Source organism: Nocardiopsis sp. LDBS1602 (assembly GCF_035818715.1).
Taxonomy (GTDB): Bacteria; Actinomycetota; Actinomycetes; order Streptosporangiales; family Streptosporangiaceae; genus Nocardiopsis; species Nocardiopsis alba.
In genome coordinates this window covers 104,641-118,429 of the sequence record NZ_JAYLVW010000011.1, presented here as the reverse complement: position 1 = coordinate 118,429, position 13,789 = coordinate 104,641, and the positions used below count along the sequence as shown (strand labels likewise).

Here is a 13,789-nt window from a genome sequence, read left to right as displayed (position 1 = left end):
GGGACGAGACTCCCGTATTGGCCGGAACCGGACGCCACCGACCCGCGTTCGGGACCCCGGGACGGGGAACGCGGCCGGTATTTTGACGCGGGTGAGTACTTCCCCAGAGGACACCACCGACACCTCCTCCACCGAGACCCCCGAACCCGACGACACCACAGGTGACGCCACCGGGACCGAGGCCACGAAGGACGAGGGCGAAGAGGCCTTCCTGTCCGCGGCCCCGGCCCACGGACGCGGCGGCGGCCTGTTCGGTCCCGAGACCTTCGGCGTGGCCGGCGCCCTGCTCTTGGGCGTGGTCCTGTTCTCCACCGAACTCATCGCGATCTTCAACCAGTACGTCCTGACCGGGGCCTCCGGGGTCCTCGTACCCGCCGTCCAGGGCCAGCTGACCGGGGCCGGGCTGTTCTCCGCGCTGGCCGTGGCGAGCGCGTCCGCGGCCCTGTTCCGGGCGACGCACACGACACGCCCCTGGGCCCGTCACCTGGCCGCCGCCACGATTCTGGTCGGGCTGCTCGCGGTCCTGTTGACCGTGCTGTCCTACGTACTGTTGGGCTCCTGAACGGCGCCCCCGGGGCGCCACCGTGTCCGGAACGGCCCGAATCCCTCCATTGACCAGGTGGTTCTTAGGCCCCGCTTACACGGACCCACCGGTACGTTGGCCGCGTGAGTACCACTCCGGAAGATCACCCAGGACCCGAGAACACCACGAGCGCGCCGGAGGGTGGCGGCAAGCCGACCTTCGAACCGGCGGGGACGGAGGCCCCGCCGCGGGACGAGGCGCCCGTCGAACCCGAGACGGACCCGAACGGTGAGGACACCGACCCCGGCGAGGACGCGGAGGAGGCGCTCCCCACCGAGCCCCGCCCCGGAGGCGTCCTGTCCGCCGAGACCTTCACCATCGCAGGGCTGATCCTGCTCGGTGTGACCGTCATGTCCGGGCAGCTCATCGAGATCCTCACCAGCATGATCCTGGTGGACGGCCAGCCCATCGAGGGCGGCCAGATCAGGCAGATCAGGATCCAGCTCATGACCGGCGGGTCGATGGCCCTGATCGCCGTGATCCTCGGCGGTCTGGCCCTGAGCCTGACCGACGCGGGCAGCCGCCACTGGGCCCGGTGGGGTTCGGCGGCGACCATCCTCGTGGGGCTGATGTTCGTGGTCGTGGCGGCCGTGGCCGTCTACATGATCCCGGAGGCGGCGCCGCAGATGATGCCGCCGCCCATGCCGAACTGACGGGGACTCCCCCGCGACACCGCCCGAGACACGGAACGGCCGGGGCCCATCGAGGCCCCGGCCGTTCTCATCGCTTGCCCCGAGGACTCCCGCCGCGACGCGACCCTCGCCCACGTCCTGCACTCCACCTGGGCCTGAGGCGCCTGAACGCCGATGGGGCGGGACCGAAGGTCCGGCCCCGCCCCATCGTTCGTTCGCGGGGTCAGGCGATGCGGTCGATGACCAGCGGGGCGGCCTTCCACTCGTCGCCGGCGCCGATGTCGAACGCGCCCTCCAGGGCCTCGGCGGCCCGGTCGAAGCGCTCCGACTCGTCGGTGTGCAGGGTGAACAGCGGCTCGCCCGCCTTGACCTCCTCGCCCGGCTTGGCGTGCAGGGTCACGCCCGCGCCGAAGGACACCGCGTCCTCCTTGCGCGCTCGCCCGGCGCCGAGCCTCCAGGCGGCCAGGCCCACCTGGTAGGCGTCCAGGCGGGTGACCACGCCACCGGCCGGGGCGAGGACCACGCGACGCTCGGCGGCCACGGGCAGCGGCGCGTCCGGGTCGCCGCCCTGCTCGCGCACGAGCTCCTTCCAGGACGCCAGCGCGCTGCCGTCGCGCAGCGCCTCGGCCGGGTCCTTGGTGCCGCCCTCGCCCGGGGTCAGACCGGCGGCCAGGAGCATCTCGCGGGCCAGGGCCACGGTCAGCTCGACCACGTCGGCGGGCCCGCCTCCGGAGAGGACCTCGACGGCCTCGGCGACCTCCAGGGCGTTGCCGACCTGACGCCCCAGCGGGCTCTCCATGTCGGTGAGCAGGGCGACGGTGCGCACCCCGTGGTCGTTGCCGATGTCCACCATGGTGCGGGCCAGTTCGCGGGCGGAGGCGAGGTCCTTCATGAACGCCCCCGAGCCCACCTTGACGTCCAGCACCAGCGAACCGGTGCCCTCGGCGAGCTTCTTGCTCATGATGGAGGCGGAGATGAGCGGGATCGACTCGACAGTGCCGGTGACGTCGCGCAGGGCGTAGAGCCTGCGGTCCGCCGGGGCCAGCCCGGAACCGGCCGCGCAGATCACCCCGCCCGTGGTGGTGAGCACCCGGCGCATCTCCTCGGTGCTCAGCGACGCCTTCCAGCCGGGGATGGCCTCCAGCTTGTCGAGGGTGCCGCCGGTGTGGCCCAGGCCGCGACCGGAGAGCTGGGGCACGGCCGCCCCGCAGGCCGCCACGGTGGGGGTGAGCGGCAGGGTGATCTTGTCGCCGACCCCTCCGGTGGAGTGCTTGTCGGTGGTGGGCCGGGCCAGGTCGGAGAAGTCCAGCCGCTCCCCCGAGTCCAGCATCGCCTCCGTCCATCGGCTCACCTCGGCGCGGTCCATTCCCTGGAGGAAGATCGCCATGGCCAGCGCCGCCATCTGTTCCTCGGCGATCTCGCCACGGGTGTAGGCCCCGATCACCCAGTCGATCTGCTCGGGGGTGAGGGTCCCCCCGTCGCGCTTGGCGCGGATGATCTCGATGACGTCCATGTCACGTTCCTTCCGTGGCACTGCTTCGGTGATGGCGAGGGTGGATAAAGGGCGTCTCCCCGGCCGCGGTGGGCCGGGGAGACGCCGATGGGGTGACTATGTGAGGTTGTGCGGTCCGAAGGCCTGCGGCAGGACCCGGTCCATGGGGAGGATCCCCTCGGGCGTGTCCACGAGCAGTTCGGGCCCGCCGTGTTCGTACAGCAGTTGTCGACATCGCCCGCACGGCATCAGGGCGGAGCCCCGCCCGTCCACGCAGGCGAAGGCGACCAGACGTCCGCCGCCGGTGGCGTGCAGCGCGCTGACCAGACCGCACTCGGCGCACAGGCCCACACCGTAGGAGGCGTTCTCCACGTTGCAGCCGCTCACCACCCGGCCGTCGTCGACCAGGGCGGCGGCGCCCACCGGGTAGCGGGAGTAGGGGGCGTAGGCGCGGCCCATCGCCTCCCGGGCGGCCGCGCGGAGCGCCTCCCAGTCGACGTCCGGGGCCGTGCCCTCGGCGCCCTTCTCGTGTTCGGTCATGAGCGGCTCGCCCTCCATTGCCTACCGACGCCCGCGGGTGCCCGCAGCCGTTGCGAGGCCAGCGACAGCACCAGCAGGGTGGCGATGTGCGGGCTGTAGGTGGCCAGCTCGCGCGGCAGGGAGTCGGTGGTGAAGTACCAGAACAGCAGCACGATCGCGGCGAGCGTACCGGCCACGGCCAGACCCTTGCGGTCCTTGCGCACCTGCCACACGGCCACCACCAGCAGTACCACGGCCAGGAGCAGCAGCAGCGCGTGGATCGCGGCGCCGCCACCACGTACCTGGAGGGCGTCGGTGTAGCCGAACAGGCCCGCGCCCATGGCCAGACCGCCCGGACGCCAGTTACCGAAGATCATCGCGGCCAGACCGATGTAGCCGCGGCCGCCGGTCTGCCCCTCCTGGTAGATCTGCGAGGCGACGATCGCGAGGAAGACGCCGCCCATGCCGGCCAGACCACCGGAGATGAGCACCGCGACGTACTTGAGCGTGTACACCGGAACACCGAGGGACTCGGCGGCGTCGGGGTTCTCGCCCACCGAACGCAGTCGCAGACCGAAGGTGGTCTTCCACAGCACCAGGTAGCTGAGCGGGATCATCAGGACCGCGATGAGCGTCAGCGCCGACATCCGGGTGGTGAGGCCGATGATCAGCGCGGCGATGTCGCTGACCAGGAAGATCCCGCTCTGCGCGACCGGGGTGAGCGCCTCGGGCAGCCACGGCACGTTCAGGGTGGGGAACGAGGGCGCGGGCGGGGACTGGGCCGCGCCGGCGCCGGGGATGTCGGCGTAGACGAGGATCGACAGGTAGCGCATGGCGCCCAGGGCGAGGATGTTGATCGCCACACCGGACACGATGTGGTCCACGGCGAAGGTCACCGTGGCCACCGCGTGCATGAGGCCGCCGAACATCCCTCCCAGGGTGCCGGCCAGCAGACCGATCCAGGGGTTGTCGAAGCTCCACGCGAAGTAGGCGCCGAACCAGGTCCCGAAGATCATCATGCCTTCGAGACCGATGTTGATGATGCCGGCGCGTTCGGCCCACAGACCGCCGAGCGCGGCCAGGCCGATCGGGACCGCGAAGGTCAGCGTGGTGCGGACGGTGCCCGCGTCGGTCAGCATGTCCTGGCCGGTGATGACCCGCAGCCCCGCGAGGGACACCAGGACCGCCATCAGCAGGGTGAGGAGACGCCAGCGCCCCCACCCCTTGGGCCGGGACCTTCCGGCCACCGGCTCCATCACGTTGAGTTCCTGACTCACTTCGCCTCCCCGCCGCGCTCGCCGTCGGTGCCGTGGGCGCCGTCGCCGCCCTCGGTCCCCTCGGCGGAACCGTGCTCCGGGCCGGCGCCGTGGGACACGGTCGCGGGCTCCGGAGTGGTCTCGGTCGTGCGACCGAGCTGTCGACCGACCTGTTGCTGCTGGTGGCGACGGCCCCAGCGGTGGACGACCTCGTAGACCACGACGACCGTGAGGACGATGGTGGCCTGTGCGATGACCGCGATCTCCTGGGGGATGCCGTCGAAGGGCAGGATGCCCGCCGCCTGGTTCAGGAAGGCCCAGAACAGGGAGGCGAAGACGATGCCGACCGGGTGGTTGCGCCCCAGCAGGGCGATCGCGATACCGATGAAGCCGATACCGGTCGGGAAGTCCAGGGCGTAGTAGTGGGAGCTGCCCAGAAGCTGGGGCAGGCCCACGAGCCCGGCGACCATGCCGGAGAACAGCATGGACAGGAAGATCATCTTCTTGACGTCGACGCCGCTGGCCTCGGCCGCCGTCTTGGATTGACCGGTGGCGCGCAGTTCGAAGCCGAACCGGGTGCGGTTGAGCATCACCCAGTAGCCGATGCCCACGGCGACGGCGAGGAAGACCAGACCGAAGATCTCGCGCTCCGAGCCCAGGAAGGTCGCCGGGATGCCGGGGACCCAGCCGGACTCGGGGATCGGCGGGGTACCGATGTTGTTGGTGCTGATCTCGACCGCGAGACGGCCCTCGGTCAGCAGGTAGGCGGTGATACCGGTGGCGATCGAGTTGAGCATGATCGTCGCGATCACCTCGGACACCCCTCGGGCGACCTTGAGGTAACCGGCGATGCCCGCCCACACTCCACCGACGGCGACCGCCGTGACGATGACGACGAACTGGCTGATCACCGGGGGCAGCACCAGGTGTCCGCCGACCGCGGCGGCCAGGAGGGCCGCCAGTCGGTACTGGCCGTCCACGCCGATGTTGAACAGCTTCATCTTGAAGCCGATCGCCACGGCCACGGCGGCCAGGTAGTAGGTGGTGCTGTCGTTGATGATCTGCACCATGCTGTTGGGCCGGGTGCCGTATTCGAGCATCCGCTCGAAGGTGGTCAGGGGCGCGATGCCGCTGAAGAACAGCACGGCGGCGGTGACGGCGGTGGCGATGATCCCGGCCGCGAACACGGCGGCGAAGGACAGCGCCAGCATGGCCGAGAGCCGGTGGATCAGCAGGAAGGCGAGTCCCGCGCCGATGGCGCCGCCCAGCAGGGCGGCCGCCCACTCCTGGAGCTGGAGGTCCAGCGCCCAGGCCGCGAGCAGTCCGCCGAGCACCGACAGCACCAGGGCGGTCGGGAGCACGAGGGTCTTGTGCAGGGTCGTGTTCTTCTCGTCGACGTCGTCGCCCGGATCGCCGTCGTCGGTCCGACCGGAGGCGGTCCAGAACACGAAGGCGAAGGCCGCGACCACACCGATGATCAACGCGGCCCACCACAGCAGCGCCAGATCGAGCCCGGCGGTGACACCGGCGCCCAGGAGGATCGCGATCACCACGACGGCGGGACCGGGCAGGGTCGCGCCGGGGCGGGAGGTCCTACTCATGATCCGCCCTCGTTCTCTTCCTTGTCGGTGCCATCGTTCGCACCGGTCTCACTTTCCTCATCGCCGCACAGGCCGGCGCCGGTCATGGCCGAGCCGAGCTGTTCGGGGGTGACGGTGGCGGGGTCGGCCTCGGCGACCAGGCGTCCGCGCAGGATGACGTGGAGCGTGTCGGACATGCCGATCAGCTCGTCCAGGTCCGCGGAGATCAGCAGCACGGCCAGGCCCTCGGCCCGGGCCTCGCGGAGCTGTTCCCAGATGGAGGACTGGGCGCCCACGTCCACGCCTCGGGTGGGGTGGGCGGCGACCAGGAAGCGCGGTTCCCCGCTCATCTCCCGGCCGATGATGAACTTCTGCTGGTTACCGCCCGAGAGCGCGTCGGCGATGACGTCGATGCCGGGGGTGCGGACGTCGTACTCGGCGACGATGCGCTCGGAGTCCTCGCGGGCCCCCGCCCTGTCGATCCAGGGGCCGCGCACGCTGGGCGCCTTGGTCTGGTGACCCAGGATGCGGTTCTCCCACAGCGGCGACTCCAGCAGCACGCCGTGGCGGTGCCGGTCCTCGGGGATGTAGCCGACCCCGGCCTCGCGGATGCGCAGGGTGGACCAGGTGGTGATGTCCTCCTCCTCCAGGAGGATCCGCCCCGAGGAGAGGCGGCGCATGCCCATGATCGCCTCGATGAGCTCGGACTGGCCGTTGCCCTCGACACCGGCGATGCCGACGATCTCGCCCCGCCGGATGTTCACGGAGACGTCGTCGACGACGGGCCGGCCCTCGGCCGACAGCACGGTGATCCCGTCCAGGGACAGGACCACGTGGTCGGTGACGGTGGACTCGCGCAGCTCGGGGACGGGCAGTTCGCCGCCGACCATCAGGGTCGCCAGTTCCCGCGCGGTGGTGGTGCGCGGGTCGGCGGTGGCGACGGTGGTGCCGCGTCGGATGACGGTGATGTCGTCGGCGACCGACAGGACCTCGTCGAGCTTGTGCGAGATGAAGATGACCGTGAGGCCCTCGCGCTTGAGTTCGCGCAGGTTGTCGAAGAGCTCGTCGACCTCCTGCGGGACCAGCACGGCGGTGGGCTCGTCCAGGATGATGGTCTCGGCGCCCCGGTACAGGACCTTGAGGATCTCCACCCGCTGGCGGTCGCCGACGCCCAGGTCCTCCATCAGGCGGTCGGGGTCCACGCCCAGCCCGTACTGGGCGGACAGGCTCCTGATCCGTTCACGGGCCTTGTTGCCGATGCCGTGCCGGCGTTCGGCCCCCAGGACCACGTTCTCCAGGACGGTGAGGTTGTCGGCCAGCATGAAGTGCTGGTGCACCATGCCGATGCCGTGCTTGATGGCGTCGGAGGGCGAGTGGAAGCGCACCTCCACGCCCTTGACTCGGATCTGTCCCTCGTCCGGCCGGTGCATGCCGTACAGGGTCTTCATCAGCGTGGACTTGCCCGCCCCGTTCTCGCCGACGATGGCGTGCACGGTGCCGGGGGCCACGGTGATGTCGATGTCGTGGTTGGCCACGACGCCGGGAAAACGCTTGGTGATCCCGCGCAGCTCAACGGCGGCGGGTCCGTTCGACCCGCCGCCCGATGGCGTGCTGCTCATCAGACTCCTCTATGGGAACTTGCGGCGGGGCGTGGCGGGCCTTGACAGGGCCACGACCGGACGCCTTCGTCGCGGTGCGGCTACCGGGCGGAGCCGAAGGGGTGGTGTGCCCCTTCGGCTCCGTTCCTCGTGACCCTCGGGTCACCTCGCGGGCCCGGCTCCCGCGGTGGGCTCGGCAGCCGTTACGGCTGGGTGGGAACCTCGATCTCACCGGCCACGATCTGCTCCTTGAGCGCGTCCAGCTCCTCCTGGATCGGCTCGATGGACTCCTCGTTGGAGGTGGTGTAGTCGACACCGCCGTCGCTGAGGTCGAAGCGCTGGATGCCGCCCTCGACGTCGCCCTCGGCGGCCGCGCTGATGAGCTCGAAGACCGAGACGTCGACCTGCTTGATGGCGGAGGTCAGCACGTGCGGCTTCTGGGCGTCCTCGGCGTTGACGTACTGGTCGCTGTCGACGCCGATGAAGGTGAAGTCGTTGGAGACCGCGGACTCCAGGACACCGTTGCCGGAGGCGCCGGCGGCGTGGTAGATGACGTCGGCGCCGCGGTCGTACTGGGCCTGGGCGACCTCGCGGCCACGGGCCGGGTCGCTGAAGCCGCTCATGTCCGGCGGCTGGCTCAGGTAGTCGATCTCGACGTTGATGTCCTCGTTGACGTGCTCGGCCCCGGCCACGAAACCGGCTTCGAACTTGTGGATCAACGGGGTCTCGACACCACCGATGAAGCCGACGTGGTCCTCCTCGGTGGTCAGCGCCGCGGCGGCACCGGCCAGGAAGGAGGCCTGCTCCTCGGCGAACACCAGGCTGGTGACGTTGTCGATGCCTTCGACCTCGGAGTCGACGATCGCGAAGTCGACCTCCGGGTACTCGGGGGCGACCGACTGGATGGCGCCGTCGTAGGCGAACCCGACGGCGATGATGACGTCGTAGCCCTCCTCGGCCATCGTCGTCAGACGCTCCTCCTTGGCGGAGTCCGGCTCGCCGTCGGCGGGCTCGAAGTCCTGCGTCTGGACGCCGAGCTCCTCGGCGGCCTGCTCCAGCCCGCGGAAGGCGGAGTCGTTGAAGGAACGGTCACCGCGCCCGCCGACGTCGTAGGCCAGTCCCACCTTCAGCTCGGAGGCGGCGTCTCCGTCACCGGAGCCGTCGCCGGACCCGTCGTCGGCCGCGTTGTCACACGCGGTGAGTGCCAGCATGCTCGCCGCTGCGACGGCGGCGAACTTGGCCGCGTTACTGCGCTTCACTTGGGTAACTCTCCCCTTCGCCCTCTCAGCACTGCCGCATTCCGCAGCGGAACCGGCCTGAGTTCTGCTGCCGGACGATATCTCGTGGCCGAAAGTACACCGCACCATCGGACGGAGTTGTTATAAAGGCGAGAGCCAAGTGACATGGGGCCTTACCCGGAAGTTACCAAGAACACACCGGAGCCGGTCAACCGTCTTCCTATTCTCTGTTTTTTCACCCCCTCTTCCCTGGAGGAACACGGGTCCGGCACCGATGGTGCGGACCCCTTCACCCCTGGTCACGAGGCCCCGGTGACGCCCTACCGGTCTAGACCGGACTGACCCACTTCAGGCCTCGTCCGCGTCGACCTCCAGAAAGTCGATCACGGCCCGGCGGAACGCCCGGGAGGAGACGGCGTTGACGTGGTCCCTCTTGGGCACCTCGACGAAGGTCGCGCCGATGGCCTCGGCCAACCCCTCCACACCCGCCGCCACGGGGTCCTTCGCACCCGCCGCGAACAGGATCGGAACACCCTCGGGACGGGGTTCGGGGGTGAAGGGTCGGGCCGCCTGACCGAGGGCGCAGGCGGCCAGGGCGTCGGCGTCGTTGCCCGGGAGCCCGACGACCGTTCGATAGACCTGGTCGAAGGGGGTGTCGCCCTCACCCGGGACCCCCTCCTCGACCCCGGCCAGGGCGTTGTCCGGGCCGAAACCGCCGAGGACCAGCCGGCGCACCCGCTCGGGGGCGGTGAGCGCGAGCTCCCAGGCCAGGCGGGAGCCCATCGAGTAGCCGACGACGTCGACACGCTCCAGACCGAGCCGATCGAGCAGGTCCACCAGGTCGGAGACGAAGTGTTCGGGGAGGTAGAACGCGCTTTCGGTGGGTTTGTCACTGGCACCGTGGCCGCGCAGATCCGGGCCGATGACACGGCGTCCCACGGCCTCCAGATCACGCACCCAGCCGGTGGACCCCCAATTCATCTGGAAGTCGCTTCCGAAACCGTGCAGGAGAAGGACCGGAACGGCCTCTCCTGGGGCCTCCGGAAGCAAATCCACATAACTCATCGTCACGTCTCCGACAGGATTCGTCGTCATGAATATCTCCGTGCCTTTCACGGGTTCGAACTCACTGAGAAAAGGGACGGAGGCCCATTCAGATGTTCCTATGAACGAATCGACTCTCCGGGCCTTTTCGTTCGTGTCGACATCCGAATGGACCTCCGTGGAGGGATGATCCGATCAATCCGTCGGGGGCTTCAGACGCACCCGCCTGCGGGGCGCGGCCTCCTCCGTCGGAACGCGACCGACGATCCCGGCCTGCGGTCCGTCCTTCCTCTCGACCGTGAAGGTCACCAGAGGGGCGCCCACCGGGACGACCTGCTCCTCCTCGGCGTGCAGGCCCGCCACGACCCCGCTCTCGGGCGAGGGGATGACCACGGCCGACTTGGTGGTCTCCACCTCCACCAGCGGGTCGTTGCGGCCGATCCGGTCCCCGACCTCGACCTGCCACTCCAGGACGGTCGCCTCGACCAGCCCCTCGCCGAGGTCGGGAAGGGAGAAGGTGATGTTCTCTTCTGCCATGTCGGCTAGTACTCCAGGGTTCGCTGGACCGCGAACAGGACGCGGTCGATCGTCGGCAGGTACTGGTGCTCCAAGGGGCCGGCCGGGTAGGGCACGTCGAATCCGGTGACGCGCTGGACCGGCGCTGCCAGGTCGCGGAAGCACTGTTCGGTGATCAGGGAGGAGACCTCCGCTCCGAGCCCGGCCGTGAGCGGCGCCTCGTGGACGACCACGGCGCGCTTGGTGCGCGCGACCGAGGCCGCCAGTCCGGCGGCGTCGATCGGCTTGAGCCAGCGCAGGTCCAGCACCTCCAGCTCGACGCCGTCCTCCGCGGCCAGTTCGGCCACCTGGAGGCAGCGGTGCACCATGGCGCCCCAGGCGACGAGGGTGGCGTGCCGGCCCGGACGCACGACACGCGAGGTGCCGATGGGGTCGGTCGGCTCGCTCAGGCGGACCGGACGACGGTCCCAGTAGCGGGCCTTGGGCTCCATGTACACGACCGGGTCGTCCGAGCGCACCGACTGGAGCAGCAGACTGTAGGCCTCGCCCGGGTCGGAGGGCGCCACGACCTTCAGGCCCGGGGTGTGCGCGAAGAGCGCCTCCAGGCTCTCCCCGTGGTGTTCGGGGGCCTGGATGCCGCCGAAGGAGGGCAGACGCAGGGTGATGGGCATGGGGGCGGCGCCGCGGGTGCGATAGTTCATGCGCGCCACCTGGTTCACGATCTGGTCGATGGCCGGATAGGCGAAGCCGTCGAACTGGAGCTCCGGGACGGGACGCCAGCCGTTCATCGCCAGCCCGACCGCCATGCCCATGATGGCGGACTCGGCCAGGGGGGTGTCGAAGACGCGCTGGTCGCCGAACTCCTTCTGGAGGCCGTCGGAGACGCGGAAGACCCCGCCGAGGGCGCCGACGTCCTCACCGAAGAGCAGGACCCGGGGGTCCTCGGCGAGCAGGGTGCGCAGGGCCCGGTTGATGGCCTGCTGCATGGACAGTTCGACCGTCTCGGTCTCGGGCGCCGGTTCGGCCCTCTCGATCAGCTCGGTCACAGCTCGACCTCCTCCTGCCAGGTACGGCGCTGGCGGGACAGTTCTTCGGTGGACTCACGGAACACGTGGGTGAACAGCTCCGAGCCGTGGGGCTCGGGGGCCGTGGCCACACCGTCGCGGATCCGCTCGGCGCGGGCGGCGGCCTCGGCGTCCACCCGGTCGAGGTGGGCCTCGTCGGCGTGGCCGGCCTCGATCATGGCCGCGCGCAGCAGGTCGAGGGGGTCGCGTCGACGCCACCGGTCGGCCTCGGCCTCGTCCCGGTAGCGGCCCGGATCGTCGGAGGTGGAGTGCGGCTCGACCCGGTAGGTGAGGGCTTCGATGACGGTGGGGCCGCCGCCCTCGCGGGCCCGCTCGACCGCCTGGGCGGTGGCGGTGTGGACGGCACCGACGTCGTTGCCGTCGACGAGGACCCCGGGGAGGCCGTACCCCTCGGCGCGCGCGGCGATGGAGCCGCCCGCGACCTGCCGGTGGTTGGGCACCGACAGCGCCCACTGGTTGTTCTGGCAGAAGAAGATGACGGGTGCGCCGAAGACGCCCGCGAAGTTCATGGCCTCGTGGACGTCGCCCTCGGAGCTGGCGCCGTCGCCGAAGTAGGCCATCGCCACGCCGTCGCCGCCGCGCAGGCTCTCGCCGATCGCCCAGCCCACCGCGTGCGGCACGGGTCCGCCGACGACGGCGTTGACCGCGCCGAAGCGGGACTCCATCACGTCGTAGAGGCCGCCGTGCCACAGGGCCCGGTGGGTGGACATGTAGCCGACCATCTCGACGCCGTAGGCCAGGGCCGAGGCCATCTCGCGGTAGGTGGGGAAGACGAAGTCGCGTGCGGGATCGAGCGCGGAGACGCCGCCGACCTGCGCGGCCTCCTGGCCCCGTACGGAGACGTAGGCGGGGAAGACGCCCTGGCGCTGGAGGGCGATCGCCTCGGTGTCCAGGTCGCGCGCGGTGCGCATGTCGCGGTAGAGCCCGCGGGTCAGTTCGGGCGACAGGTGCTCCACGGTGATGGCGCCCCGGCCCGTCGACTCTGGGGATGGCATGTCGAGCGGCTCCCAACGTGGCCCTGGGTACGCGTGGAGCGCCGCCGGGGCTCGAGGTGGTCACGGTCTTGCCTTGATTGTCCGGATGTCTGGACGTTTTCGCTAGATATCACCGAACAGTCGAGATGATCGGGAACGACACGAGACTCTCGGTTCGTGATCGTCTAGGATTCAACCCTCAGAACGGAGGAAAACGACACAACACGCTGAACACCACGAACCACCACCGACCCCACCATCTCTACCCTCTCGACGGTGCGCCGCGCCATCGTTTTCCGCGACCTCCACCGAGCACGGCGAGGCGTTGCGATCCGAACACGGGGGGTACGCGACCGTCGTCGGAACGCGTACCTTCGTACCCCCGACCCACAGGAGTCGTCATAGGTACACACAGAAGCAACGAATGCGATCGAAATAGCCGAACGAAGGGTAATTTCCTCCTGATTCATGACACTTCGGCCTAGACCCCGCCCGCTCGGGGAAACTCTCGAGCCACTCCGCGCGTCAACCATGAGTACAGTCGGACTCCACCGCCATCCCGCCGGGCGGTTCGCACGAGAGGCGACCGCGCGCAAATCCCCCGACCCCCCCATCCCCCTCCGACCCACAACAGCCCGAGCGTGCGCATCCCATCTCGCCGACTGAGATCTCCATGGACGAGAACGACGTTTACCTGGCATTTCCTCGGTTCTCCGCCAAAGACGGAGACAAAGGACCGAGCACCATGACAAGAACACCTGAGGAGCACCCGACATGGCCATGGGCGAACAGCGCAGGAACGGCCGGCGGCCGGACACCACCGACCAGACCATTCTGAGCGCGCTCGCCAAGGACGCGCGAACCGGCATCACGGAGATCGCCTCACTGGCCAACGTCTCCCGGGCCACGGCCTACAACCGGATCAAGCGACTCACCGACGACGGCGTCATCCGCGGCTACTCCGTGGTGACCGACCACGCCAAGATGGGGCTGGGCGTCACCGCGCTCGTCCTCATCTCCGGTAGCCAGCCCGATTGGCGGGCCAACCGGGAGATCCTCTCCTCCTACCCGGAGATCGAGTACTGCTGGTACGTGGTCGGTTCGGCCGACATCGTCCTGCTGGTCAGGGTCGCCAACACCAACCAGCTCCGCGACCTGATCCTCACCCGGCTCCAGGCCCTGCCAGGGGTGACGTCCACTCAGACGCTCACCGTGATCGACGAGGTGGTCCATCGACCCGTCGTGGAACCGACGGACGAGGAGGAATGAACC

At 69.7% G+C, this 13,789-nt stretch carries 13 protein-coding genes; 3 read left to right on the top strand and 10 right to left on the bottom strand.

From position 1 onward, the window contains the following. Window positions 1–91 precede the first annotated feature (91 nt). Both U9J66_RS23770 and U9J66_RS23765 read left to right on the top strand, forming a co-directional pair. On the top strand, window positions 92–562 hold the full coding sequence (locus U9J66_RS23770) for a hypothetical protein (protein WP_014912974.1): 471 nt from the start codon (window positions 92–94) through the stop codon (window positions 560–562). Window positions 563–666: 104 nt separating this feature from the next. Beyond that, complete coding sequence (locus U9J66_RS23765) at window positions 667–1,236, top strand: hypothetical protein (RefSeq protein WP_017535066.1); 570 nt, start codon at window positions 667–669, stop codon at window positions 1,234–1,236. A 202-nt stretch (window positions 1,237–1,438) separates the two neighbouring features. Here U9J66_RS23765 and U9J66_RS23760 read toward each other — a convergent pair whose 3' ends face one another. The 10 genes from U9J66_RS23760 to U9J66_RS23715 all read right to left on the bottom strand — a co-directional run bounded on the left by U9J66_RS23760 (window position 1,439) and on the right by U9J66_RS23715 (window position 12,538). Next, on the bottom strand, window positions 1,439–2,728 hold the full coding sequence (locus tag U9J66_RS23760) for a thymidine phosphorylase (protein ID WP_326338800.1): 1,290 nt from the start codon (window positions 2,726–2,728) through the stop codon (window positions 1,439–1,441). Window positions 2,729–2,824: 96 nt separating this feature from the next. After that, window positions 2,825–3,265, bottom strand: a complete 441-nt coding sequence (locus tag U9J66_RS23755; protein ID WP_326338799.1) for a cytidine deaminase — start codon at window positions 3,263–3,265, stop codon at window positions 2,825–2,827. Then, window positions 3,244–4,503, bottom strand: a complete 1,260-nt coding sequence (locus U9J66_RS23750) for an ABC transporter permease (RefSeq protein WP_014911018.1) — start codon at window positions 4,501–4,503, stop codon at window positions 3,244–3,246. Before U9J66_RS23750 ends, U9J66_RS23755 begins: the two co-directional genes overlap by 22 nt. Then, the gene (locus U9J66_RS23745; RefSeq protein WP_014908801.1) at window positions 4,500–6,083 is read right to left on the bottom strand and encodes an ABC transporter permease; all 1,584 of its coding nucleotides are present in this window, start codon (window positions 6,081–6,083) and stop codon (window positions 4,500–4,502) included. The genes U9J66_RS23750 and U9J66_RS23745 overlap by 4 nt, the downstream gene beginning before the upstream one ends. Then, window positions 6,080–7,681 carry an ABC transporter ATP-binding protein gene (locus U9J66_RS23740; protein ID WP_041561636.1) on the bottom strand — a complete coding sequence of 534 codons (1,602 nt, stop codon included), beginning with the start codon at window positions 7,679–7,681 and terminating at the stop codon, window positions 6,080–6,082. Before U9J66_RS23740 ends, U9J66_RS23745 begins: the two co-directional genes overlap by 4 nt. A 182-nt stretch (window positions 7,682–7,863) precedes the next feature. Further along, the gene (locus U9J66_RS23735) at window positions 7,864–8,919 is read right to left on the bottom strand and encodes a BMP family lipoprotein (RefSeq protein ID WP_014912805.1); all 1,056 of its coding nucleotides are present in this window, start codon (window positions 8,917–8,919) and stop codon (window positions 7,864–7,866) included. A 327-nt stretch (window positions 8,920–9,246) separates the two neighbouring features. After that, on the bottom strand, window positions 9,247–9,963 hold the full coding sequence (locus tag U9J66_RS23730) for an alpha/beta fold hydrolase (protein ID WP_238543816.1): 717 nt from the start codon (window positions 9,961–9,963) through the stop codon (window positions 9,247–9,249). A gap of 174 nt (window positions 9,964–10,137) precedes the next feature. Further along, the gene (locus U9J66_RS23725) at window positions 10,138–10,479 is read right to left on the bottom strand and encodes a biotin/lipoyl-containing protein (protein ID WP_042283681.1); all 342 of its coding nucleotides are present in this window, start codon (window positions 10,477–10,479) and stop codon (window positions 10,138–10,140) included. A 5-nt stretch (window positions 10,480–10,484) separates the two neighbouring features. After that, window positions 10,485–11,504 (bottom strand): alpha-ketoacid dehydrogenase subunit beta, encoded by a 1,020-nt coding sequence (locus U9J66_RS23720; RefSeq protein WP_042283678.1) that lies wholly within the window; start codon window positions 11,502–11,504, stop codon window positions 10,485–10,487. Further along, window positions 11,501–12,538, bottom strand: coding sequence for a thiamine pyrophosphate-dependent dehydrogenase E1 component subunit alpha (locus U9J66_RS23715; RefSeq protein ID WP_017535058.1), 1,038 nt, complete (start codon window positions 12,536–12,538; stop codon window positions 11,501–11,503). Before U9J66_RS23715 ends, U9J66_RS23720 begins: the two co-directional genes overlap by 4 nt. 753 nt (window positions 12,539–13,291) lie before the next feature. Between U9J66_RS23715 and U9J66_RS23710 the strand changes: the two genes are divergently transcribed. Then, window positions 13,292–13,786: an Lrp/AsnC family transcriptional regulator gene (locus U9J66_RS23710; RefSeq protein ID WP_014911596.1), complete on the top strand. Its 495-nt coding sequence runs from the start codon at window positions 13,292–13,294 to the stop codon at window positions 13,784–13,786. Window positions 13,787–13,789: the final 3 nt, after the last annotated feature.

Bases quoted from the DNA above. Each gene is read 5' to 3' on its own strand.
- U9J66_RS23760 (WP_326338800.1), bottom strand. From the start codon at position 2,728: ATGGACGTCATCGAGATCATCCGCGCCAAGCGCGACGGGGGGACCCTC.
- U9J66_RS23755 (WP_326338799.1), bottom strand. From the start codon at position 3,265: ATGGAGGGCGAGCCGCTCATGACCGAACACGAGAAGGGCGCCGAGGGC.
- U9J66_RS23745 (WP_014908801.1), bottom strand. From the start codon at position 6,083: ATGAGTAGGACCTCCCGCCCCGGCGCGACCCTGCCCGGTCCCGCCGTC.
- U9J66_RS23740 (WP_041561636.1), bottom strand. From the start codon at position 7,681: ATGAGCAGCACGCCATCGGGCGGCGGGTCGAACGGACCCGCCGCCGTT.
- U9J66_RS23730 (WP_238543816.1), bottom strand. From the start codon at position 9,963: ATGAGTTATGTGGATTTGCTTCCGGAGGCCCCAGGAGAGGCCGTTCCG.
- U9J66_RS23725 (WP_042283681.1), bottom strand. From the start codon at position 10,479: ATGGCAGAAGAGAACATCACCTTCTCCCTTCCCGACCTCGGCGAGGGG.
- U9J66_RS23715 (WP_017535058.1), bottom strand. From the start codon at position 12,538: ATGCCATCCCCAGAGTCGACGGGCCGGGGCGCCATCACCGTGGAGCAC.
- U9J66_RS23710 (WP_014911596.1), top strand. From the start codon at position 13,292: ATGGCCATGGGCGAACAGCGCAGGAACGGCCGGCGGCCGGACACCACC.